Below are 20809 nucleotides of genomic sequence, written 5' to 3'. Positions count from 1 at the left end.
CGAGCCTACGGTGCGGTGAGCGGGGCGAGGGCCGACCACGGGAAGGTGATCCACCGATCGGTGTCGCGCCAGACGTAATCGGGCACGAGCACCGTGCGCGGCTTGCAGTAGAGGGTCAGCGAGCGGACCGTTGCCCCGTGGTCCTTCAGCAGGTCCACGACCATCGCGAGGGTGCGCCCGGAGTCGGAGACGTCGTCGACGAGGAGCACGTTCTTGCCGTTCAGCGCGGGCGCATCGAGCAGCGGCGGGTGCAGGACCGGTTCGGGAAGCCGCTCATCGACGTCGGTGTAGAACTCGACGTTGATGCTGCCGCAGTTCCTTGTGCCGAGCGCATACGCGACCGATCCGGCGAGCAAGAGGCCGCCGCGGGCGACGGCGACGACGATGTCGGGCCGGAATCCGGACTCGACGACGTTACCGGCGAGCTCGCGGGCGGCCTCGCCGAACTCCTCCCAGCCGAGTACCTCCCGCTCGGGAGGAAAGGAAGCCGGAAGTTCAGTGGTCGGGATCGTCATGCAATCACGCTACAGCGGGAGGGCACAGGGGTGACGGGGAATGCCCGGGATTGACCGCACCCGCCGTCGTATGCCATGCCTCGGCGCTGCTGTCCGGATCACGCTCCGACAGCGTAGGGTTTCGGCGTGAACACTATCGACGACGACTACGAGTTCCGCCGCTTCGCACCGTCCGGGACCCCGGTCACCTCCGAAACCCGCGGCTGGTTGCAGGCAGACGCCCAGGGCTTCCACGACAAGCGGTTCACCGAAGCCTCACTGGCCCGGGTGGCGGAAGGACTCGTCACCGACGGCCAGACCCTCACCGGCGCGTACGCCCGCTCCCGCCCGGAAGCCTCCCTCCCGGCGGAATACCCGGTCGCGACCTTCGCGTCGTACCCCAAGTCGCTCAACGTCGGCGGCGGGCGGATGCTCCCCGCCCACCTCATCTCCGCCGTCACGGTTCGACCCACCCACCGCCGCCGGGGCCTGCTCCGCCGCATGATGACCGAGAACCTGGCCATCGCTCACGCCGAGGGTTTCGCGATCGCCGCTCTGACGGCATCCGAGGCCACGATCTACCGCCGCTTCGGTTTCGGCCCTGCGGTCTGGACGCGCAGCATCGAGGTGGCGACCGACGCGCGGTTCCGTCTCCTGACCGCCACCCGCGGAAGCTGCGAGCAGGTCGACGCCTCGGCCCTCACCGAGATCGGGCCCCGGGTGTTCGCGCGCTTCCACGCCGCGCAGACCGGCTCGGTCGACCGCTACCTCGGCATCTGGCACCACGTTTCGGGCACGGTGGACTCCGACGGGCAGGAGGACCGCGGCGTCCGCGCTGCGCTGCACTACGACGAACAGGGCAGCATCGACGGCTACGTGTCCTACAAGGTCACTGGGAACCCGCGCACGGTCAAACTGCTCGATTTCGTCGCCGGCGATGACCACGCCGCGCTCGGGCTGTGGCAGTACCTCGCCTCGATCGACCTGACCGAGACGGTCACCTGGCACCAGGGCCGACTCGACGAGCCGCTGGCCTGGGCCCTGGAGAACCCGCGGCTCCTCTCCGTGAAGGCGGAGGAGGACTGGCTGTGGCTGCGCATCCTCGACCCGATCGGCGCGCTCGAAGCCCGCCCGTACGGCTCGACCGGGAAGGTCGTCCTCCGGGTCGTCGACGCGCTCGGCCACGCGGCGGGGGTGTTCCGCCTGGCGGTGACGGATGCCGGCGCGACCGTCACACGGGATGATGCCGCGTCGCCCGACCTCGAACTCGACGCCTGGGTGCTCGGGTCGCTCTACCTCGGAGGCGCCGACCCGGGCACGCTCGCCGCTGCCGGGCAGCTCATCGAGCACTCCCCCGGCGCGGTCCGGACGCTGCGCACCCTGCTGGCGCCCGATCAGCCGGTCTACGGGATCACTCCGTTCTGACGCGCCTCACCCCCGCGAGATGCTGAGGATGCGGCGGTGCGGGACGAGGCAGACCCCCGCATACCGAGCAACTCGCGGGGGGTTACAGCCAGCCGGCCAGGTACTCGGCGTCTCGCTCGTACGCCACCGCTTCGGCGCGCAACTGCGGCTTGAACAGCTCATCGGCCTTCGCGACTGACAGCTCGGCGAGGTTGTACAGCCGCGTGACGGCGACCCGGACGACGTCGTTCCAGGTGGCATCCGACCCGTATTCCCGAAGCAGGAGTTCGATGCGCCCGCGCGCATCGTCCGGCCCGGGCGCCCCGTCGGGAGGGGAAGCGGTCAGCGGGCACGTCCGCGTGGCGAAGTACGCGAGATCCCAGATCCGGGGTCCCGGGGAGCACATGTCGAAGTCGATGACGCCGGTGATCCGGCCCTCGTCGTTGAACGCGAGGTTGTGCGGGGCGAAATCGTTGTGGCAGATCACCTCGGACGGGATCGTCGTCGGCGACTGCCAGACCGCGTCGTCGACGGCGAAACCGATGGAGGCGTCGTGAAGCTGCCGCAGCATCCGGGCGCCGTCCACGAGGACCGCGTCATCCCAGATCCAGTCCGGGAGCGGGTACAGCGGAACGTTGCCTTCGACAAAGCTGACGATCTCGGCGTCGCCGTCGACCCCGATCGGGGTCGGCACCCAGCCGACCCCGTTGCGTGCCAGGTACCGGAGGTACCGGTGCACCGTCGGCGTCCACGGTCCCGCAGTGCGTCGAACGGTGTCGCCGACGCGGTGCACCGCGTTCATGTTGCCGCCCGGCAGGGCACCGTCCATGTTCAGCCCTTCATGCGGAGGTCGCCGCGGATGACCTTGTGCGGCGCCGCCTGTGCCACGGGTTTCACGGTGATCGAGTCGAGGTTGATGTGGGCGGGAAGCTCGACGGCGTGAACGATCGTTTCAGCGATGTCGTCGGCGCTGAGCGGGTCTGGCACGTCGTTGTAGACGGCGTCCGCCTTCGCCTGGTCTCCGCCGAACCGCACGAGCGAGAACTCCTCGGTGTGCACCATCCCTGGCGCCACCTCGATCACGCGGATCGGCTCGCCGGCCAGTTCGAGCCGCAGCACCTGCAGCAGCGCGCGCTGCGCGAACTTCGCCGCGTTGTAGCCTCCGCCGCCCTCGTAGGCGATCGAGCCGGCGATGGAGGTGACGCCGACGATCGACGCGGCATCCGCCTGGCGCAGGATCGGGAGCAGGGTCGAGATGACCCGTTTCGTGCCCAGGACGTTGATGTCGAACATGCGGGACCAGTCGTCGGGGTCGCTCGCCTCGACCGAGGCCATCCCGAATGCGCCGCCCGCGTTGCAGATGAGGGCGTTCGCTCCGCCGGATGCCGCAACCGCGTCGCGCAGTGCGTCGACGTCCGCCTGCACGGTCAGGTCGGCGACGACCACCTGCGCTCCGGTCTCGGCGGCGAGCGCCTCCAGCCGGTCGGCGCGCCGGGCCACCCCGACAACGTCCCACCCTCGAGACCGGAACAACCGGACGGTTGCCGCTCCGATCCCTGAACTCGCTCCGGTCACGACCACGCGTTGTGCATTCATGGCACCAGCCTAAGGCGAGCGCGTTACGCCATATTGCGTTGGGCGTTGTCGAGCATTCGCTTCCTGCCTAGGCTCGAAGGGACGAGCATCCGTAGTCTTCCACCACCATACAGAGAACGAGGGCGCAATCATGGCCGATTCCACCGCCGACTGGCAGTTCGAAACCAAGCAGATCCACTCGGGCGCTGCTCCGGATCCGACGACCAAGGCGCGTGCGACGCCGATCTACCAGACCACGAGCTACGTCTTCGACAGCGCCGACCATGCGAAGAACCTGTTCGCCCTCGCCGAGTTCGGCAACATCTACACCCGCATCCAGAACCCGACCCAGGCCGTCGTCGAGGAGCGCGTCGCTGCGCTCGAGGGAGGCACCGGCGCCCTCCTCCTCGCTTCAGGCCAGGCAGCATCGACGTTCTCGATCCTCAACATCGCCCAGGCCGGCGACCACATCGTCTCGTCGTCGTCGATCTACGGCGGCACCTACAACCTCTTCAAGTACACGCTCGCGAAGCTCGGAATCGAGACGACGTTCGTCGAGGACCAGGACGACGCGGACGAGTGGCACCGTGCGATCCGCCCGAACACGAAGGCCTTCTTCGCCGAGACCATCGGAAACCCCCGCATCAACATCCTCGACATCTCGCTGGTGTCGAGCGTGGCGCACGAGGCGGGCATCCCGCTCATCGTCGACAACACGATCGCGACGCCGTACCTGATCCGCCCGTTCGAACACGGCGCCGACATCATCGTGCACTCCGCCACGAAGTTCCTCGGCGGCCACGGCACCGTCATCGGCGGCGTCATCGTCGACGGCGGAACCTTCGAATGGACGAAGAACGTCGCGAAGTTCCCCGGGCTCACCGAGCCGGACCCGTCGTACCACGGCGCCAGCTACACCACCGCTGTCGGCGACGGCCTCGCCTACATCATCAAGGCCCGCGTGCAACTGTTGCGCGACCTCGGTGCGGCGATCGCCCCGGCGAGCGCCTGGCAGCTCATCCAGGGCATCGAGACCCTGTCGCTCAGGATCGAGCGCCACGTGCAGAACGCGCAGGAGATCGCCGAGTGGCTCGACAACCACCCCGACATCGCCAGTGTGAACTACTCGGGCCTGCCGTCGAGCCCCTGGTACGCGGCCGCCAACAAGTACGCCCCCAAGGGCGTCGGTGCGGTGCTGAGCTTCGAACTCAAGGGCGGCGTCGACGCCGGGCGCGAACTCGTCAACACGCTGAGCCTGTTCTCGCACCTCGCGAACATCGGCGACGTGCGGTCACTCGTCATCCACCCGGCGTCGACGACGCACTCGCAGCTGACCCCGGAGCAGCAGCTGACCACGGGCGTCACGCCCGGGCTCGTGCGCCTCTCCGTCGGTCTGGAGAACGTCGCTGACCTCAAGGCTGACCTCGAGAAGGGCCTCGCCGCGGCGCGCGCCGTGGTCGTCGCCGCCCGCGGCTGACCCGCAACTTGAATTCCCCTGTAGCAGTTCTTTGCGGACTGGTACAGGGGGTTTCGCGGCCTTGCGGTTATCCTCAGGAGTCATGAGCAGATTTCGAGACACCTGGCGATCCCATCTGCTTACGACCCTGTCCGGTTCGAGCGATGGACGGCCCCGCTGGGTCGACCGCATCGAAGAGGGAACCGACGCCGGGTACTTCGGACCCGGTTCGGCCCCCTGGGCGGTGCACGGTGGACTGGCCACGATGGTGGCGGGCATTCGGGCTCTGCTGCTCCAGACGCTCCACCCCGGCGCGATGGCCGGAGTGCACGACTGGTCGCGGTACCGCGAGGATCCGCTCGGCCGACTCGCCGGCACCATCCAGTGGCTCATCACCGTGACGTTCGGCGACACGGAGACCGCCCAGCGCGAGTCCGCCCGGGTCCAGGCGTTCCACGAGCGGGTGCAGGGCACGTACACCGACAGCGCGGGGGCGACGCACGAGTACTCCGCCGGCGATCCCGACCTCCTCCGCTGGGTGCACATCGTCTTCACCGATTCCTTCCTGGCCTCCCACCTCCTCTGGGAAAAGCCGGTGCCTGGCGGGCCTGACGCCTACGTCGGGGCCTGGGCGCGTGCCGGAACACTCGTCGGCGTCACGAACCCCCCGCACACCGCCGCTGACCTCGCCGGCGCCCTGGCCGAGTACCGGAGAACCGGTGTGCTGCAGTCAGACGAGAGGGTGCGCGAGGCGGTCAGGTTCATCCGGAATCCACCGCTTCGCCGCACGATGATGCCGGCGTACCGAATCATGTTCGCCGGCGCCGTGGCATCCATTCCGCGCGAATACCGGAAACTGCTCGGGCTGCGGCGTTCGCCGTTGCCGGCGATCACCGCCACCCGGCTCGTCCTGGCCATCGTCCGTCGTGTCCTCGGCGGCAGGTCCACGTCGGAGGATGCCGCCCGCAGGAGGATCGCGCGCTTGCGCGCTTCGCGGGAAACGTCCCGCGATCATGACAAAAAGGGCCAGCCCGCGGCCGCCCAGGAGCCTGCCTCGTAACACGGCACACCGCCCGGGCGGGAGCCGACACAATGGAACCATGGACTGGCAGACACCTGAAGACACGGTCCCGTCCAGCTTCATCACCGAGGAGCTGGCTCGGCACCTGCTCGGCAAACCCCCGGCGACCGGCGCGTGGCGCGACGGCGACCCCGCAGGCGACCGCCTGTTCGCCGACCTCGGTCCTTTCGACTTCGAAGCGGGAGGACACCTCCCGCACGTGCGCATCGCCTACGAAACCCTGGGCACGCTGAACGAGGAGAAAGACAACGCCGTCCTCATCACCCATGCGCTCACCGGCGACAGCCATGTCGCCGGCGCCGCCGGCAACGGGCACGCCACCGACGGCTGGTGGGGCAGCATCGTCGGCCCCGGCCTCGCCATCGACACCGACCAGTGGTTCGTGGTGACACCGAACATGCTCGGCGGCTGCCAGGGCTCGACCGGTCCGGCGTCGTTCGCTCCTGACGGCTACGAGTGGTCGTCGCGGTTCCCGTACACCACCATCCGCGACCAGGTCCTGGCGCAGGTGAAGCTCGCCGACCAGCTCGGCATCGACCGCTGGGCTGCTGTGGTCGGCGGGTCCGTCGGCGGCATGCACGCGCTCGAGTGGGCCGTCGGCTTCCCCGACCGGGTCGCCCGGCTCGCGGTCCTCGCCGCTCCCCCGCACACCACGTCCGACCAGGTGGCCCTCAACTCGGTCCAGATCGAAGCGATCCGGATGGATCCGCTGTTCGCCGGCGGGCACTACTACGACGCGCAGGACGGCAACGGCCCCCACCGCGGCCTCGCTCTCGCCCGGCGGATGGCCCTGCTGAACTACCGCAGCCCGCACGAACTCAACGCCCGGTTCGGCCGGACCTGGCAGTCGGCGATCAGCCCCCTCGGCGACGGCGGAAAATTCGCCGTCGAGTCGTACATCGACTTCCACGGCAACAAGTTCACGCGGCGGTTCGACGCCAACAGCTACATCATCCTCGTCGAGGCGATGAACTCGCACGACATCGGCCGCGGTCGGGGCGGTATCGACGCAGCGCTCGCGCGGGTCACGGCAGCCAGCCTCGTGCTCGGTATCGACTCGGACCGGCTGTTCCCGCTGGAAGGGCAGGAGACGATCGCTGCAGGCATCCGGTCGAACATCGACGGCCGGACGCCGGCGGTCATCACCTCCGATTTCGGTCATGACGGCTTCCTGATCGAGGCGGATGCGGTGAGTGCCCACCTCCGCCGGTTGCTCGCCACAGCCGACCGGCTTCCCGCCGGGGTTTCCTGAGCTTTTCGCTCCCCTAGACTTCTCAACATGATCGGCTGCGACGACGACCCGGGTTCCGGCCCGCGAGCGGCATGATGAGTCCCTCCCGCCTCAGTACGGAGGAACGCGACCGGTTCTCGTGGCAGCTGGCCCGGCTGCTGTTCCGCACGACCCGGCTGTTCGGCATCTCGGGGGCAGCCGTCGCCGCAGTCTGTATCTGGCTGCCAGGGGCGATGCCGGCGACGAACGCGATCGCCTGCTCCTCCCTGCTCGTCGCTCTCACTGCAACCCAGCTGCTGATGACCCACCGGCCGCACCCGTTCTGGATGGTTCTCACCATCTCCATCGGGCTGTGCCTCATGGCCGGCATCCACATGCCTGCGGGCGGTCAGCTCAATGTCGCCACCGCGAGCGCCATCGCGGCGATCGGCGCGTGGGGCATCGGATCGATAGCCACCATCCTCGTGTCGTCGTGGGGGCAGATCCTCTGTCTTCTGATGGCTTTCGCGTTCACCGTCTCGTACCTCCTCCTGCTCAATACCCGCAATGACCCGCACACGCCGACGGTGCTCGTGTTCGTCCTCGCCGGGTGGGCGATCTCCACCCTGTTCGGAATCTGGCTCCGCTCGAGCTTCCCGCGGGTCATGCGACGCGTTTCGAGCATCGGTCGTGCGCACAACGTCGAACGGCGGGCGAGCGAGACCGAGGCACAACGGCATCGGGACGCCCGGCTGCTGCACGACACGGTCCTCGCCACTCTGACCCTGCTCGCCCACTCCGGGGTGGGTGTGCCGGTCGAGTCGATGCGCGCGCAGGCGGAGTCGGACGGGCTCCTGCTCAAGCGGCTTCGCCTCGGCGAAACACCGCAGCCCCGGTCCTCGGGCGAATACACCCTCACCAACACGGCAGAGCTCTCCCTCGGCGGAACCCTTGAGGCGCTGAAGGGACGGTTCGGCTCCATGGGCCTCGACATCGAATGGCACGGGTCTGGACAGATCGGCCTGCCCGGAACGAAACTCGAGGCGTTCATCCTCGCGCTGTCGGAGTGCCTCGAAAACGTGCGGCGGCATTCCGGGGTGAGTGAAGCCCACGTCACCCTCAGCGACGACGGTGAGATGGTCCGCGGTGTGGTGACGGATGCCGGAAGCGGCTTCGACCCGGCGACGGTGCCTGACGGCAAGCTGGGCTTCGCCGACTCGGTCGTGGCGCGGGTCCGCGACGCCGGCGGCAGTGTGCGCGTCTTCAGCGCCCCGAGCGCGGGCACCACCGTCGTCCTGGAGATGCGCAAATGACGCGCGTGCCCGAACGACCCGACCGCGCAGCCTCGGCGCGGGCCACCCTGGGCGCCAGCCAGCTTGGCACGTCGCTGGCGATCGCGGGCAGCGTAGTGCTGTTGCACGCCCTGTGGCGGTTCAGCCTCAGTGTGATGGACCTGCCGCACCCCCTGCTCACCGCGAGTTCCTGGCTGCTGCTGCTTGCGGCATCCGTTCTCACGATCATCGCCGTCCGCGCCAATGGCTATCTCCTCGGCAACGTCGGGTTTGCGTTCCTGGTCGCGAGCCTCGCTGTCGTGGTGGCCCTCGACCTCGCCTCGGTCTGGGACGCCGGGGACGGCGTCCAGCCCACGGCGGCGATCGCCGCCGGAGGAGTGCTCCTCGGCACCGTCACGCTGCGCTCCGTGCGCGACGTCGCCATCAGTTCCGGCATCCTCGGCGCCGCGCTGCTCGGAACCTACGCGCTCCGGCCCCACACCGATCCGCTCACCGCCGGGGCCGAGGTGCTGCTGACGGCGTTCGCAGTCCTGCCTCCGCTCATCGCCTGCATCCTCGTCGCCTCCTACCGGCGCATGGTGCTGATGGCGCTCGACCGTGTCCTGATCCAGAGCACGGTGATGGCACCCGCCTTCGGTGTGAGCATGCTCGAGTCGGACGAACTCGCCCAGGTCGACCTCGAGGTGGAGCAGCTGTTCAACGACATCGCCTCGGGGCGTGAACCGCTCCCGCTCGAACCGGATCGGGCGCACCGGGCCGGTGAACTGTCCACCGTGCTGCGGCGTCACCTCATCGCGGGCCGGCGTCACACCTGGCTCCACCACGCGATCGCCGAGTCGGACTTCCTGTCGGTGTCGGTCGAACTCCACGATGACGAGGCCCTGGCCGCTCTCCTCGACCGGCGCCAGCGCGACGGCCTGCTCTCGGCGCTCTGGCTCCTGATGTACGCGGAGCAGCGCACCACACGCCATGCCGTGGTGACGTTCGGTCCCGCCGTCCCGATCCCGGGAAAAGGACGCCCCCGGTTGCGGTTCCCCATCCAGATCGAGGCCCGCGGCATGCGGCGCGTCGACGTGGAACCCGCAACATGGCAGCACCTGGGTCGCACGGGACGCTATGTTGATACAACGACGCCGGGTGCCCTCATGGTCGTGATTGAGTGCACGGTCGAGAGTCCGATCGACCAGTAGACCGAGGACACACAGAGGAGAACGACACATGACCAGCGTGGAAACCCCGATCCGTCTCGCCATCGTCGACGATCACAAGATGCTTCTCGGCGCCCTGACGGAGTGGATCCGCGGTGCCGCCAGCGACATCAGCATGGTCGCCGCTGTGCCCACCTGGCCCGAGCTTCTGACCCACTCGGAGTTTCCCGTCGACGTCGTCCTCCTCGACCTCGACCTCAAGGACAACATCCCGGTCTCGCTGAAGCTGTCGATCCTCAAGACGACGGGGGTGAAAACGGTTCTGATGAGCACATACTCCGACCCCGCTGTCGTTCGCGAAGCTCTCGCATCCGGCGCGCTCGGCTACCTCGTCAAGACCGAGGACCCGACGATGATCGTCGAAGCGATCCGCGCCGCCTACATCGGTGAGTCCTTCATCTCGCACGAACTCGACATCGCCCTCAACGCCACCACGACGGGGTCACCGAAGCTCAGCGCGCAGGAGCGCCGTGTGATGGCGCTCTACGCGGCGGGCGAGCCGGTCAAATCGGTCGCCTACGAACTCGGTATCTCCGAGGAAACCGCGAAGAGCTACCTCAAGCGCATCCGCGAGAAGTACCGCGCCTCGGGATTCGACGTCGGCACGAAGGTCGCCCTGCGCAAGCGCGCCATCCTCGACGGCATCATCCTCGACTGACCCGCCCTTCCCGCTTCCGTCCGGCGGTGGGAGGATGATGCCATGCTTGTTTCCTTCTCTGTCGCCCCGTCAGGCACCGGCCGCGCCGACGGCTCCGTCCACGACGCCGTTGCTGCGGCCGTCCGCATCGTCCGGGACTCCGGGCTGCCCAACCACACCGACGCCATGTTCACCACCATCGAGGGCGACTGGGACGAGGTGTTCGACGTCGTCCGCCGCGCGACCGACGCGGTCGGCCAGTTCGGCTCGCGCGTGTCGCTCGTGCTCAAGGCCGACATCCGGCCCGGCTACTCCGGTGAGCTGACCGGCAAGGTCGAGCGTCTCGAGAAGGCGCTCGACGAGGACTGATCCGCTGCGGCACCTGCCCTCCAGACGTCGACGAGCGCCCAGGCCAGGAGCACGACCAGCCCGGCGTTGCGCACACTCAACAGGGCGACCATCGCCGGCGTCGCCGTCAGCAGCATGCCGTAGAGATACGGGTACAGAAGCTGGGTGAGCGCGGCCAGGCCGAGGGCGAGAGCGGCCGGCCAGGCGAAGTGCCGCCCCCGGTAGAGCAGGCCGAGAACCACCGGCGCGATCAGCCAGGTCTGGAACTGTGGCGAGCCGACCTTGTTGAACACGATCAGCACCAGGACGAGTGCGAGCGCGAGCGACGGAAGCAGCCGCACGACGGATGCTCCGCGTCTCACCGCGAGGACACCGGCGAGGACGGCTCCGGTCGCCGCGAGCGCGAGCAACGGCGTCATGAGGCGGGCCGCCTCGCCGCTGCCGGGCCCGGCGACCTGGAAGGTCAGGATCTGCCGGTCGTAGTAGATGAAACTGGTCTCCACCTGCGCCGACGCGAGCCACAGGTACGGCGTCGCCACCGGCGCCTCGATCTGGAGCCCCCGGCTGGCCTGCTCGCCGACGAAGCCGAACAGGTGCTCTCCGCCGCCCAGCACGAAGACGAGCACCGCGATCCCCGCGCTCGTGGCCGCGCCGGCGAGAAGCACCGCCACCCGGTCGCGTGATGCCACGACGAGCGCGGCGATGAGGGCAGCCGGCCAGACCTTCACCCAGGTGAGAATCGCCAGGAGGACCCCGGCGAGAAACGGATGCCGCGCCGCGATCAGCAGCGCGACGACAGCGACCGGCACGGTGACGCCGTCGATCCGTGCGAGGGCGATCGGGCCGAGCAGCGCTGTGAAGGCCAGCCACCACCACGCCGCGGCCTCCCGCCGCCGCGACGGCCGCGTGCCGAGGAGCACAGCGAAACCTGCCGCGTTGAGCAGGGTGACGAGAACCAGCCACGCCTGACCGTACTGGTCGGGCCCCGCCGCCATCGCGGCGAACATCGGAACGATCGCGGCGATGGGGTACACCCACGGCTCGGTGATCCCGACGATCGGTCCGCCCGACAATGCCTGCTCGATCCACGGCCGGTAGACGAAGGTGACGTCGCCGAGGGGAAGCCCGAGAGCGTTCTGGCCCACCCCGGTGCCGGGCAGGCCGAGACAGATCCAGACGAGAACAGCGTGCACGACGACGAAGGCCGTCCAGAAGCCGATTCGCCTGTTCACCGCTCCCATCCTAGGCAACGCCGGATCAGTAACCGGAGAACACGTCCGTCCGCGCCCGTCGCCCGAAGGCCGGCCGCAGGGTGTCGACCAGCCCCGGCGGCCCGGAGATCAGGGCCGTCCGCTCGGCCAGGTCGGGGATCGCGGCCCGCAGCCGGTCGCCGGTGAGCCGGCCGGGGCCGAGGTAGGTCCAGCCGGGCGGAAGCTCGACCGGCGCCTTCGGCGCAGCAAGGAACACCGGAACACCGAGGAGCACCAGCTCGGTGCGGTAGGCGATCTCCAGCGGGCTCGGCACCGCGTACACGAGCACGACGTCGCGCTGCGCCCCGGAACGGTGCAGGTCCTTCAGCTGGCTGAGGAACGGCGTAATCCCGATGCCGGCGGCCACGAGAACGAGCGGCTTCGCGGCATCCGCAGGCAGCGTGAAGTCGCCCCAGACACCGGTCGCCTGCACGGCGTCTCCCGGTTCGAGCCGCGCCAGCGCGGATTTGAAACTGCTGCCGGGCTCGTGCTCGCGGTAGGCGACGGCGACGGAATGGTCGGTGGGCGCCGAGACGATGCTGAACATGCGGCGGGTGCCGCGGGCGTCGGGGTGCGGGTGCGGCAGGGAGAGTTCGAGGTACTGGCCGCCCGTGAACCGCACGTCCGCGGTGGGGCGGAACCGGAGTTCCACGGTCGTCGGGGTCAGTCGCATCCGCGATTCGAGGACCATGCGGATGCCGCGACGCTGCCCGGCGAAGAACGCCAGCAGGTTTCCGACGACGAGGGCCAGCTCCGGGGTCGCTGAGATCGGGCCGAAAGCGTACGGCAGGGCGAAGAGCAGCCCCACGATCGCCGCCTCGGCCAGCTGCTGCCAGCGCCGGGGCGGCAGGGTGAGCGGCTCGGTCAGCATGAACGCGGCGAAGAACACCACGGGGTACGAGGTGAACGGGGTGGCCAGGGCCGCCCCGAGCGGCATGCCGCTGCCGAGCAACTGGACGACGACGGTCGTCACACTGACGAGGAGAAAGACGCCGGCCAGGGCGAACCGCCGGGTGCGGTACAGCACGACGAGGGCAGCAAGCGCGACAGCCGGGAGGAGCGCGGCGCTTCCGACCCACCACCACGACACGCTGAGCCCGGTCACGCCGACGACCACCGCGCCGAAGGCGGCCGGGTTGAACACGTGCCTGCCGCGCACGGCGACGATGTACTTCGACAGCGTGGCGACGAGCGCGGCGACCGCGGTCGCGACCAGTTCCAGCGGTTCGATGCTCGGCCGCAGGATGAAGAACAGCAGCAGTCCGGTGATGATGGCCGATTCGGTGTGCGGGACCACCCGGAACAGCGGCGCGACCAGCAGGTTGGAGACGACGCTGACGCCGACCGCAACGACGAGGCCCGCGGCGAGTTCGAGCGGGGTGAAGAAGAGCACCCCGGTGACCGACAGGACGACGCTGACCGCCGCGAGGATCCCGAGCAGGATGCTGACCAGGCGGTACATGGTGACACTGTGGATCCAGGTGTCGACGTGGCGTCTCATCGGAACAGCTCCCCCGGAAAACCGGGAGATCGTTCGATCCGCCCGTCGGTGAACATCCGCACGCCCTCGGCCCCGAATTCGGCGGCGAGGCCGCCGGGCGCCGCGAAGAACAGCGCGGTGGCGACTCCGTCGGCGGTTGCCGTCTCAGGCGCGAGCGCCCAGGTCGCGACGACTTCCTCGACCGGCGATCCGGTCCGGCCGTCGAGCACATGGTGAAGTCCGTCGCCCCAGGCGCGGCGGTTGGTCGCCGACGCGCACAGCGCGCCGCCGGCCAGGGTCACGACCCCGATGGCGCGGGTGGGATCGTACGGATGCTCGAGCCCGACCCGGATCGGCGCCCCCCGGTGGGCGATGTCGCCGGAGGCGTCGACGGTGAATGCGGTGTGGCCGGCGGCGGCGAGGAGGCCGGCGACCAGGTCGACGAGGTATCCCTTGCCCGCGGCGCCGATGTCGATGGTCACCGGGCGGGTCGTGGTCAGCACGGTTCCGACCAGCCCGGTTCCGACCAGCCCGGTTCCGACCAGCCCGTCCGGCCCGGCGATGTCGTCCCAGCCGGGCGCCGCCGCCCGCGGCTCGTCGCGTTCGCGTAACGAGTAGGAGGCGTCATAGCCGAGCCGGTTGAGCGCGTCTCCGAGGAACGGCGAAACCGCGCCGTCCGTGGCATCCGCCAGCCGACGGTAGAGGGCTAAGAGCGGAGGAGCGTCGGCGCCGAGGTCCCAGCTGCCCGCCGCCAGCGCCATTGCGGCGACGACGGAGTCGCTCCGGAACCGCGACCAGGTCTGGTCGAATTCGGCTATCCGGTCCAGGATCGCACGGGTGAGCGCCCGGTCGCACGGGACGGCCGAGTCGATGCGCCACCGTGTGCCGATCGCCTCGAAGACCAGCGGTGTCGTGGTCTGGTCAGCTGGCATCAGCCCGAATCTGCTCCAGGGCGTTGTTGAAGCCGCCGCTGGTGAGGGACGACCCGGCGACCCTCGACACGTCGAGTTCGTCGATGTTCTTGCCGACGGCGATCTCATCGATGCCCTCGATGAACTCGCCCTGGAACTTCTTCGCGTTCGGGGTGCCGCCCGACCCGGTCACTTCGAGGGCCGTGATCGTGCTGTCCTCGAGGGTCAGCGTCACGGTGACGGACTCCGGACCGCCCGGCGAGACATAGCTTCCCTCGGCGGTGTATTCACCGTCCTGGTACTCGGCGCTCGCAGATGAGTCCTGGCTCTCCGTCGAGTCCGACGGCGCCTCCGACCGTTCGGTGGCGGTCGAACCGGAACCGGAGCATCCGGCCAGGCCGACCATCGCGATTCCGGCGAGGGCCGCTGCGACGTTCTGTCTTGTTCGAATCTGCATTGCCTGTCTCTTTCCGGTGATTTCCCTGCCGTGCCCGTAACGCTAGCGCGGGTGTCAGAAGCTCTTCGTTGCGGTGGCTGTGAGCTGGCTGTGAAAGGCGTCACGCTGATTCTCCGGAGAGCAGGCGGCGGATGGCGTCCGGCACCCGCTCGGCGATGTCGAGGGCGACGATCGGGCCGCCGCGCGACGCGATCGACGCGGCGAGCCCGTGGATCACCGCCGCCGACGCGGCGAGACGGGCGGGCATCCCCGGCTCGAGCGCCGCTGAGGTGTGTGTGGCGAGGAGGGCGCCGAGGATGCCGCCGAGGACGTCGCCGGCGCCGGCCGTGGCCGTCCACGATGGTGCGAGGGAGACCGACAGCTGCGGGCCGTCCGGTTCGGCGATCCAGGTCGTCGCGCCCTTGAGGAGCACGGTCACGCCGAGGCGGTTCGCGGCGCGGACCGCCCAGCGTTCGGGTTCAGCGGCGATGGCGGCGACGTCGACGGTGGTGCCGGCGGCGGCCAGCATCCGAGCGAGTTCGCGATAGTGCGGCGTGACGATGACGCCCCGTCGCGGTGCGAGCGCGACGCTCTCCAGCGCACCGGCGTCCGCGACGACAGGCTCGGTCGAGGCGAGGGCGTCCGAGAACAGGGCGCCGAGCAGGCCGAGGTCCTGCGCATCGGTGCCTGAGCCGATCAGCCAGGCCTGGACCCGGCCGGGCGCTGACACGACCTCCGGCCGCCGTGCCAGAACCTGCTCGGTGGCGTCACCGAGATACCGGATCATGCCGATCCCGGTCCTCGCCGCCGCTTCCACACCGAGGACAGCTGCCCCCGGGTAGGCGCTGGAGCCGGTGACGACGCCGAGCACGCCACGACTGTACTTGTCGCTCGCGACGGTGGGAACCGCGACGTACTCGGCCGCGTCGCGTTCAGCCCACGGCATCCAGTTCGTACCGGGAAATTTCTCCATGCCTTCACGATAGGTTGAAGAGCCGGGAGGAGCACCATGCCCACACTGTTCGAACCGCTGATCCTGCGGTCACTCACCCTGCGCAATCGGCTGTGGATCGCCCCGATGTGCCAGTATTCCGTGGAAGCCGAAGACGGCGTTCCCACCGACTGGCACCTCGTGCACCTGGGCCAGTTCGCGATCGGCGGGGCCGGCCTCGTGTTCACCGAGGCCACCGCGGTGACGCCCGTCGGCCGGATCTCGCCGCAGGACACCGGCATCTGGAACGACGAGCAGGCTGCGGCGTGGGCTCGGATCGCCGCCTTCCTCCGGTCGCAGGGCGCCGCGGCAGGGATCCAGCTCGGCCACGCCGGCCGCAAAGGCTCCGTGTACGCGCCGTGGGGAACCGAGCGTCGCGGCACCGTACCTCCCGCTGAGGGAGGCTGGCAGGCCGTCGGCCCCACCCCGGAACCCTTCGCCGACTTCGACGCACCGGCCGCCCTCGACGACAGCGGAATCGCCCGCATCGTCACGGCGTTCGCGGATGCCGCCCGCCGCGCGGTGACCGCCGGCTTCGACGTCGTCGAACTCCACGCCGCCCACGGGTACCTCCTGCACCAGTTCCTCAGCCCGCTCGTCAACACGCGCACCGACGCGTACGGCGGGCCGCTCGAGAACCGCGCGCGCTTCCTGCTCCAGGTGGTCGAGGCGGTGCGCGCCGCGATCGGCGAGACCGTGCTCATGGTCCGGTTCTCAGCGACCGACTGGGCCGAGGGCGGCTGGAACGAGGCCGACACGGCATCCGTCGCCCGGTGGGCAGCGGACGCCGGCGCCGACTTCTTCGACATCTCCACCGGCGGAGCGATCCCGGGTGTGCAGATTCCGCTCGCGCCGGGCTACCAGGTGCCGTTCGCGACCTACGTCCGGGACACCGCCGGGGTGCCGGTGTCCGCGGTTGGCCTCATCACCGACGCGGTCGACGCAGGGGATATCGTCCGCTCCGGGCGCGCGGATGCCGTGATGATCGGTCGCGAGGCGCTCCGCGACCCGCACTTCGCGCTGGGCGCCGCGGCCTCGGCCGGCGTCGACGGCCTCGCGCCGGGCCAGTACCTGCGGGCACCGTACCTGTCTGCCTGAACGCGCCGGTCAGCGGCGCTGCGTGGCATCCTGAACTTCGCCGACGAGTTCCTCGATGATGTCCTCGAGAAAGAGCACACCCGTGGTCTCTCCCTCGGTGTTGAACGCCCGGGCCAGGTGGGCGCCCGACCGGCGCATGATGGCGAGGGCGTCCTCGAGGTCGGTGTCCTGGAAGATCGAGACCAGCTGCCGGATCCGCTTCGCCGGCACCGGCAGGTTCTCGTCCCCGGGTTCCGCCGACGATTCGAGGCGGAGGATGTCCTTGAGGTGCAGGTACCCGCTCGGCCGTCCGTCACGGTCGACGACCACGTAGCGCGAGAAACCGTGCTTGGCGACCGCCCGTTCGACCTGCTCAGGTGTCGTGTCGAACGGCAGCGTGACCAGGTTCTCGACCGGAATCGCGACGTCGAGAACCTTCTTGTTCGTGAATTCGAAGGCCGCGAGCAGCGCGCCGGTGGAGTCGAGAAGCAGCCCCTCCTTCGTCGACTGGTTGACGATGGTGGCGACCTCGTCGAGCGTGAACGTCGACGTCGCCTCATCCTTGGGTTCGACCCCGAAGAGGCGCAGCACGGCGTTCGCGGTGCCGTTGAGCGCCCAGATCACCGGCTTGAACACGCGCGCGACGAAGACGAGCGGGGGCGCGAGGAACAGCACGGCCTTCTCAGGCACCGAGAACGAGAGGTTCTTCGGCACCATCTCGCCGAAGACGACGTGGAGATACGACACGAGCACCAGCGTGATGATGAAGCCGATCGTGCCGATGGCCTCCTCCGGCAGGCCGGTCAGGCCGAGGGGCACCTCGAGGAGGTGGTGGATGGCCGGCTCGGAGACGTTGAGGATCAGCAGTGAGCAGACGGTGATGCCCAGCTGGCTCGTGGCCAGCATGAGGGTGGCGTGTTCCATCGCCCACAGCGCGGTGATGGCGCTGCGTTTGCCCTGTTCAGCCAGCGGCTCGATCTGCGACCGTTTGGCCGAGATGACGGCGAATTCGGCGCCGACGAAAAACGCGTTCCCGGCCAGCAGCACGAACAGCCAGGCGATTCCTGCCCAGTCACTCATCGTCTTCGCCCTCCTCGGCGGGGGTGGGGGTGAAGCGGATGCGGTCGATGCGGCGTCCGTCGAGACGTTCGACCCGGAGCGTTCCCGAGGCGATCGACACCTCGTCGCCGACCACGGGCAGCCGGCCGAGTTCGCTCATCACAAAACCGGCGACGGTGTCGTACGGGCCGTCCTCCGGCACCGAGATCGACGTGCGTTCGAGAAGTTCGTCCGGTCGCAGGCTGCCGGGGAAGACGATCGAGTCCAGCGACTTGACGACGCCGGCCCGGGTGCGGTCGTGTTCGTCGGCCACGTCACCGACGAGTTCCTCGACGAGGTCCTCGAGGGTGGCGATGCCCGCCGTTCCTCCGTACTCGTCGACGACGACGGCCATCTGGTAGCCGCGCCCCCTCAGTTCCTCGAGCAGGGCGTCGAGACGCATCGTTTCGGGGACGCGGACGATGTCGTACTGCAGGGCCGACACCGGAACATCCGTTCGCTTGCTCCGCGGAACCGCGATCGCCTGCTTGACGTGGACGAGGCCCACGACGTCGTCGGCGTCTTCATCGATCACCGGGAACCGGGAGTAGCCCGTGGTGCGGGCGAGTTCGACGACGGTCTGCGCTGAGGCGCTGCGGCGCACGGATTCGACGCGCGGCCGCGGGGTCATGACGTCGGCCGCCGTGTGGTTCGCGAACTGCAGCGTGCGGTTCAGCAGGGTGGCCGTGTCGTTCTCGAGGGTTCCGGCGCCGGCGCTGCGCCGGACGAGGCTCGACAGCTCCTCAGCCGTGCGGGCGCCAGACAGCTCCTCCTTGGGCTCGATGCCCATGGAGCGCAGGATGCCGTTGGCGCTGCCGTTGAGAAGGCTCACCGCCGGTTTGAAAACCGTGGTGAACAGCGTCTGGAACGGGATCACCAGCTTCGCGGTGGCGACCGGAAGTGCCAGCGCGAAGTTCTTCGGAACCAGCTCGCCGATGATCATCGACAGCAGGGTGGCGACGACGACCGCGACGGTCACCGCGATCGGCGTGACCGCTGCTTCGGGCAGGCCGACCGCGAGCAGCGGGGGCGTGAGGAGCGTGCTGATCGCCGGTTCCATCGTGTAACCGGTGAGCAGTGTCGTGAGGGTGATGCCGAGCTGGGCGCTCGACAGGTGGGTCGAGGTGATCTTGAGCGCGGCGATGGTCATGCCCAGCCGGGTCTCACCCCGAGCCTGACGAGCCTCGAGATCGGATCGGTCGAGGTTGACCAGGGCGAATTCGCTCGCGACGAAGAGACCGGTTCCGACCGTGAGGGCGAGTCCGGCGGCGAGGAGGATCCACTCAAACATGGATCAACTCCCGCCAGGGCGAGACGGGTTGGTGGGCTTCGGGCGAACTGGCAGGTGGGGGGTCGTCCATTGTGCGCCTAAGTATACGCAGGCGGGCTGCGGGTTGACTGCCGGTCGCGCGGGAGGACCTCGACGGGGGCCCGCGCGGGTGTTTTTATGGGGCGCGGGCGCAAGTGCACCCGCGCCCGACGAAAACACGCGCGCCGAGCCGCCCGTCCTCTGCCGAATCGCCTCCGCGGGTTCGCCACTGCGGGCTCGCCACTGCGGTCGCATACGCAGTGCCCGCGCGGGTTTACGCGCGCCGCGCGGGTTTATGCGCGCCGCGCGGGTTTATGCGCGCCGCGCGGGCGCAATCGCGCCAGCGTCACACCACCGCACCCGCGCAACGGTCCTCCGCCGCAACTCCTCCACACCGCCAGCTGCCCTGCATGCTTCCCACGGACAGCGTTGAACCGGCTGTGACGGTCCGGCGGAGACGGATGCTGCTGCGATGACCGATCCTCACTATGACCTCCTTGTCCGGCGGCGCGACCTCGTCGCCATCGGAGCAGACCACACCGTCAGGGGAAGCCTGCGCCGCAACGAACTGGTGCGCGTAACCGCGGGCATCTACGCAGACTCGGAGCGGTGGAAAGCGCTCGATCCTCTTCTTCGCCACAGGATGCTGGTGCTCGCCACGGCCGAACGGTTGCGCACACCCGTCGTCTTCTCGCATTACGCTGCGGCCGCGCTGTGGGGGATCCAGCTTCTCGGCGAGTGGCCGCAGAACGTGGATGTGACCCTTGAACGCGCCTCGGGTGGTCGCTCGGACGGGCGGATGATCCGCCACTGCACCGGGTTGGAAAGCACCGAGGTGTTTCGCGTCGGCGAGCTGATGGTCACTTCCCCAGCCCAGACGGTCGTCGACCTCTCTCGCATCCTCCCTTTCCCCGATGCCGTCGTCGCGATGGACTCCGCGTTGCACCGCAATCGTGCGGGCGGCATCCTGACGACCACGAGGGACCTCCTGGATCGCTGCTCTGCGATCGAAGGGAAACCAGGGTGGAGGAAGGCGTGGGCGGCGGCGAATTTCGCCACCCCTCTCTCCGACTCGCCCGAGGAATCCCACAGCAGGGTCCAGATCCACCTCGCGGGCTTTCCCCGGCCCGAGCTGCAGCAGAGGTTCGTGTACTCCGATGGGTTCGTCGCCGATACGGACTTCTACTGGCGTGAGTTCGATCACGCCGGCGAATGTGATGGGCGGGACAAGTACCGGAATCCCGCCTTCCTGCGCGGACGGAAGCCCGAAGACGTCGTCATCGCCGAAAAAAATCGGGAGAACCGGCTGCGGCGCATCGTCCGCACCGTGTCACGCTGGGAGCCGGCAGACCTGTACCCGCCGTCCCGAATGGTGAACATCCTCGTTCGGGCTGGTCTCCCCCGCTCGCGCCGGTGAAGGAGTCGGGGGGGGGGGGGGGGGGGCCCCCCCCCCCCCCCCCCAACCCCCCCCCCCCCCCCCCCCCCCCCCCCCCCGCGGGGGGGGGGGGGGCGGCGCCCCCCCCCCCCCCCCCCCGCGGCCCCCCCCCCCCCC

General features: G+C 69.2%; 20 protein-coding genes. 10 read left to right on the top strand and 10 right to left on the bottom strand.

Features of this window, described 5'->3' with window-relative positions; translation table 11 throughout:
• Window positions 1-5: 5 nt before the first annotated feature.
• Window positions 6-515 carry a phosphoribosyltransferase gene (locus tag ABIE24_RS16365; RefSeq protein WP_354501601.1) on the bottom strand — a complete coding sequence of 170 codons (510 nt, stop codon included), beginning with the start codon at window positions 513-515 and terminating at the stop codon, window positions 6-8.
• Between the two features lie 126 nt (window positions 516-641).
• Between ABIE24_RS16365 and ABIE24_RS16360 the strand changes: the two genes are divergently transcribed.
• Window positions 642-1919: a GNAT family N-acetyltransferase gene (locus tag ABIE24_RS16360; RefSeq protein WP_354501598.1), complete on the top strand. Its 1278-nt coding sequence runs from the start codon at window positions 642-644 to the stop codon at window positions 1917-1919.
• Window positions 1920-2001: 82 nt separating this feature from the next.
• On the opposite strand, the gene ABIE24_RS16355 is transcribed toward ABIE24_RS16360, so the two are convergent.
• Together ABIE24_RS16355 and ABIE24_RS16350 are read right to left on the bottom strand one after the other, a co-directional pair.
• Window positions 2002-2727 (bottom strand): aminoglycoside phosphotransferase family protein, encoded by a 726-nt coding sequence (locus ABIE24_RS16355; RefSeq protein ID WP_354501595.1) that lies wholly within the window; start codon window positions 2725-2727, stop codon window positions 2002-2004.
• A 2-nt stretch (window positions 2728-2729) separates the two neighbouring features.
• Entirely contained in the window at window positions 2730-3494 is a 765-nt protein-coding gene (locus ABIE24_RS16350; RefSeq protein WP_354501592.1) for an SDR family NAD(P)-dependent oxidoreductase, read from the bottom strand.
• 130 nt (window positions 3495-3624) lie between these two features.
• Here ABIE24_RS16350 and ABIE24_RS16345 point away from each other — a divergent pair, with 130 nt between their 5' ends.
• The 7 genes from ABIE24_RS16345 to ABIE24_RS16315 all read left to right on the top strand — a co-directional run bounded on the left by ABIE24_RS16345 (window position 3625) and on the right by ABIE24_RS16315 (window position 10726).
• Window positions 3625-4950 carry a bifunctional o-acetylhomoserine/o-acetylserine sulfhydrylase gene (locus ABIE24_RS16345; RefSeq protein WP_354501589.1) on the top strand — a complete coding sequence of 442 codons (1326 nt, stop codon included), beginning with the start codon at window positions 3625-3627 and terminating at the stop codon, window positions 4948-4950.
• A gap of 82 nt (window positions 4951-5032) precedes the next feature.
• Window positions 5033-5989: an oxygenase MpaB family protein gene (locus ABIE24_RS16340; RefSeq protein WP_354501586.1), complete on the top strand. Its 957-nt coding sequence runs from the start codon at window positions 5033-5035 to the stop codon at window positions 5987-5989.
• A 40-nt stretch (window positions 5990-6029) separates the two neighbouring features.
• Window positions 6030-7262 (top strand): homoserine O-acetyltransferase MetX, encoded by a 1233-nt coding sequence (metX, locus tag ABIE24_RS16335; protein ID WP_354501584.1) that lies wholly within the window; start codon window positions 6030-6032, stop codon window positions 7260-7262.
• 71 nt (window positions 7263-7333) lie between these two features.
• A complete protein-coding gene (locus ABIE24_RS16330) occupies window positions 7334-8533 on the top strand; it encodes a sensor histidine kinase (protein WP_354501581.1) in 1200 nt (399 codons plus the stop codon).
• On the top strand, window positions 8530-9702 hold the full coding sequence (locus ABIE24_RS16325) for a hypothetical protein (protein WP_354501579.1): 1173 nt from the start codon (window positions 8530-8532) through the stop codon (window positions 9700-9702). The genes ABIE24_RS16330 and ABIE24_RS16325 overlap by 4 nt, the downstream gene beginning before the upstream one ends.
• Window positions 9703-9730: 28 nt before the next feature.
• Window positions 9731-10378: a LuxR C-terminal-related transcriptional regulator gene (locus tag ABIE24_RS16320; RefSeq protein ID WP_354501576.1), complete on the top strand. Its 648-nt coding sequence runs from the start codon at window positions 9731-9733 to the stop codon at window positions 10376-10378.
• 42 nt (window positions 10379-10420) lie between these two features.
• Complete coding sequence (locus ABIE24_RS16315; protein WP_354501573.1) at window positions 10421-10726, top strand: thiamine-binding protein; 306 nt, start codon at window positions 10421-10423, stop codon at window positions 10724-10726.
• Here ABIE24_RS16315 and ABIE24_RS16310 read toward each other — a convergent pair.
• From ABIE24_RS16310 to ABIE24_RS16290, 5 genes are all read right to left on the bottom strand, one after another.
• A complete protein-coding gene (locus tag ABIE24_RS16310; protein WP_354501570.1) occupies window positions 10666-11937 on the bottom strand; it encodes a glycosyltransferase 87 family protein in 1272 nt (423 codons plus the stop codon). The two genes, ABIE24_RS16315 and ABIE24_RS16310, sit on opposite strands and share 61 nt — an antisense overlap.
• A 25-nt stretch (window positions 11938-11962) precedes the next feature.
• Window positions 11963-13456 carry a ferredoxin--NADP reductase gene (locus ABIE24_RS16305; protein WP_354501567.1) on the bottom strand — a complete coding sequence of 498 codons (1494 nt, stop codon included), beginning with the start codon at window positions 13454-13456 and terminating at the stop codon, window positions 11963-11965.
• Window positions 13453-14367: an FAD:protein FMN transferase gene (locus tag ABIE24_RS16300; RefSeq protein ID WP_354501564.1), complete on the bottom strand. Its 915-nt coding sequence runs from the start codon at window positions 14365-14367 to the stop codon at window positions 13453-13455. The genes ABIE24_RS16305 and ABIE24_RS16300 overlap by 4 nt, the downstream gene beginning before the upstream one ends.
• Window positions 14357-14803 carry an FMN-binding protein gene (locus ABIE24_RS16295; protein WP_354501562.1) on the bottom strand — a complete coding sequence of 149 codons (447 nt, stop codon included), beginning with the start codon at window positions 14801-14803 and terminating at the stop codon, window positions 14357-14359. Before ABIE24_RS16295 ends, ABIE24_RS16300 begins: the two co-directional genes overlap by 11 nt.
• Before the next feature lie 100 nt (window positions 14804-14903).
• On the bottom strand, window positions 14904-15755 hold the full coding sequence (locus ABIE24_RS16290; RefSeq protein WP_354501559.1) for an ADP-dependent NAD(P)H-hydrate dehydratase: 852 nt from the start codon (window positions 15753-15755) through the stop codon (window positions 14904-14906).
• Between the two features lie 36 nt (window positions 15756-15791).
• Here ABIE24_RS16290 and ABIE24_RS16285 point away from each other — a divergent pair, with 36 nt between their 5' ends.
• Window positions 15792-16871 carry an NADH:flavin oxidoreductase/NADH oxidase gene (locus tag ABIE24_RS16285; protein ID WP_354501556.1) on the top strand — a complete coding sequence of 360 codons (1080 nt, stop codon included), beginning with the start codon at window positions 15792-15794 and terminating at the stop codon, window positions 16869-16871.
• 9 nt (window positions 16872-16880) lie between these two features.
• Here the strand turns inward: ABIE24_RS16285 and ABIE24_RS16280 are convergent, their stop codons facing one another.
• Together ABIE24_RS16280 and ABIE24_RS16275 are read right to left on the bottom strand one after the other, a co-directional pair.
• Complete coding sequence (locus ABIE24_RS16280) at window positions 16881-17930, bottom strand: hemolysin family protein (protein WP_354501554.1); 1050 nt, start codon at window positions 17928-17930, stop codon at window positions 16881-16883.
• Window positions 17923-19239, bottom strand: a complete 1317-nt coding sequence (locus tag ABIE24_RS16275) for a hemolysin family protein (protein ID WP_354501551.1) — start codon at window positions 19237-19239, stop codon at window positions 17923-17925. The genes ABIE24_RS16280 and ABIE24_RS16275 overlap by 8 nt, the downstream gene beginning before the upstream one ends.
• A 490-nt stretch (window positions 19240-19729) precedes the next feature.
• On the opposite strand from ABIE24_RS16275, the gene ABIE24_RS16270 reads away from it, so the two are divergent.
• Window positions 19730-20674, top strand: coding sequence for a hypothetical protein (locus ABIE24_RS16270; protein ID WP_354501548.1), 945 nt, complete (start codon window positions 19730-19732; stop codon window positions 20672-20674).
• Window positions 20675-20809 lie beyond the last annotated feature (135 nt).

It is taken from the genome of Mycetocola sp. 2940 (assembly GCF_040548835.1).
Lineage (GTDB): Bacteria > Actinomycetota > Actinomycetes > Actinomycetales > Microbacteriaceae > Mycetocola_A.
Note: the sequence above shows the minus strand (reverse complement) of the source record. Positions and strands in the feature narration are given on the sequence as shown.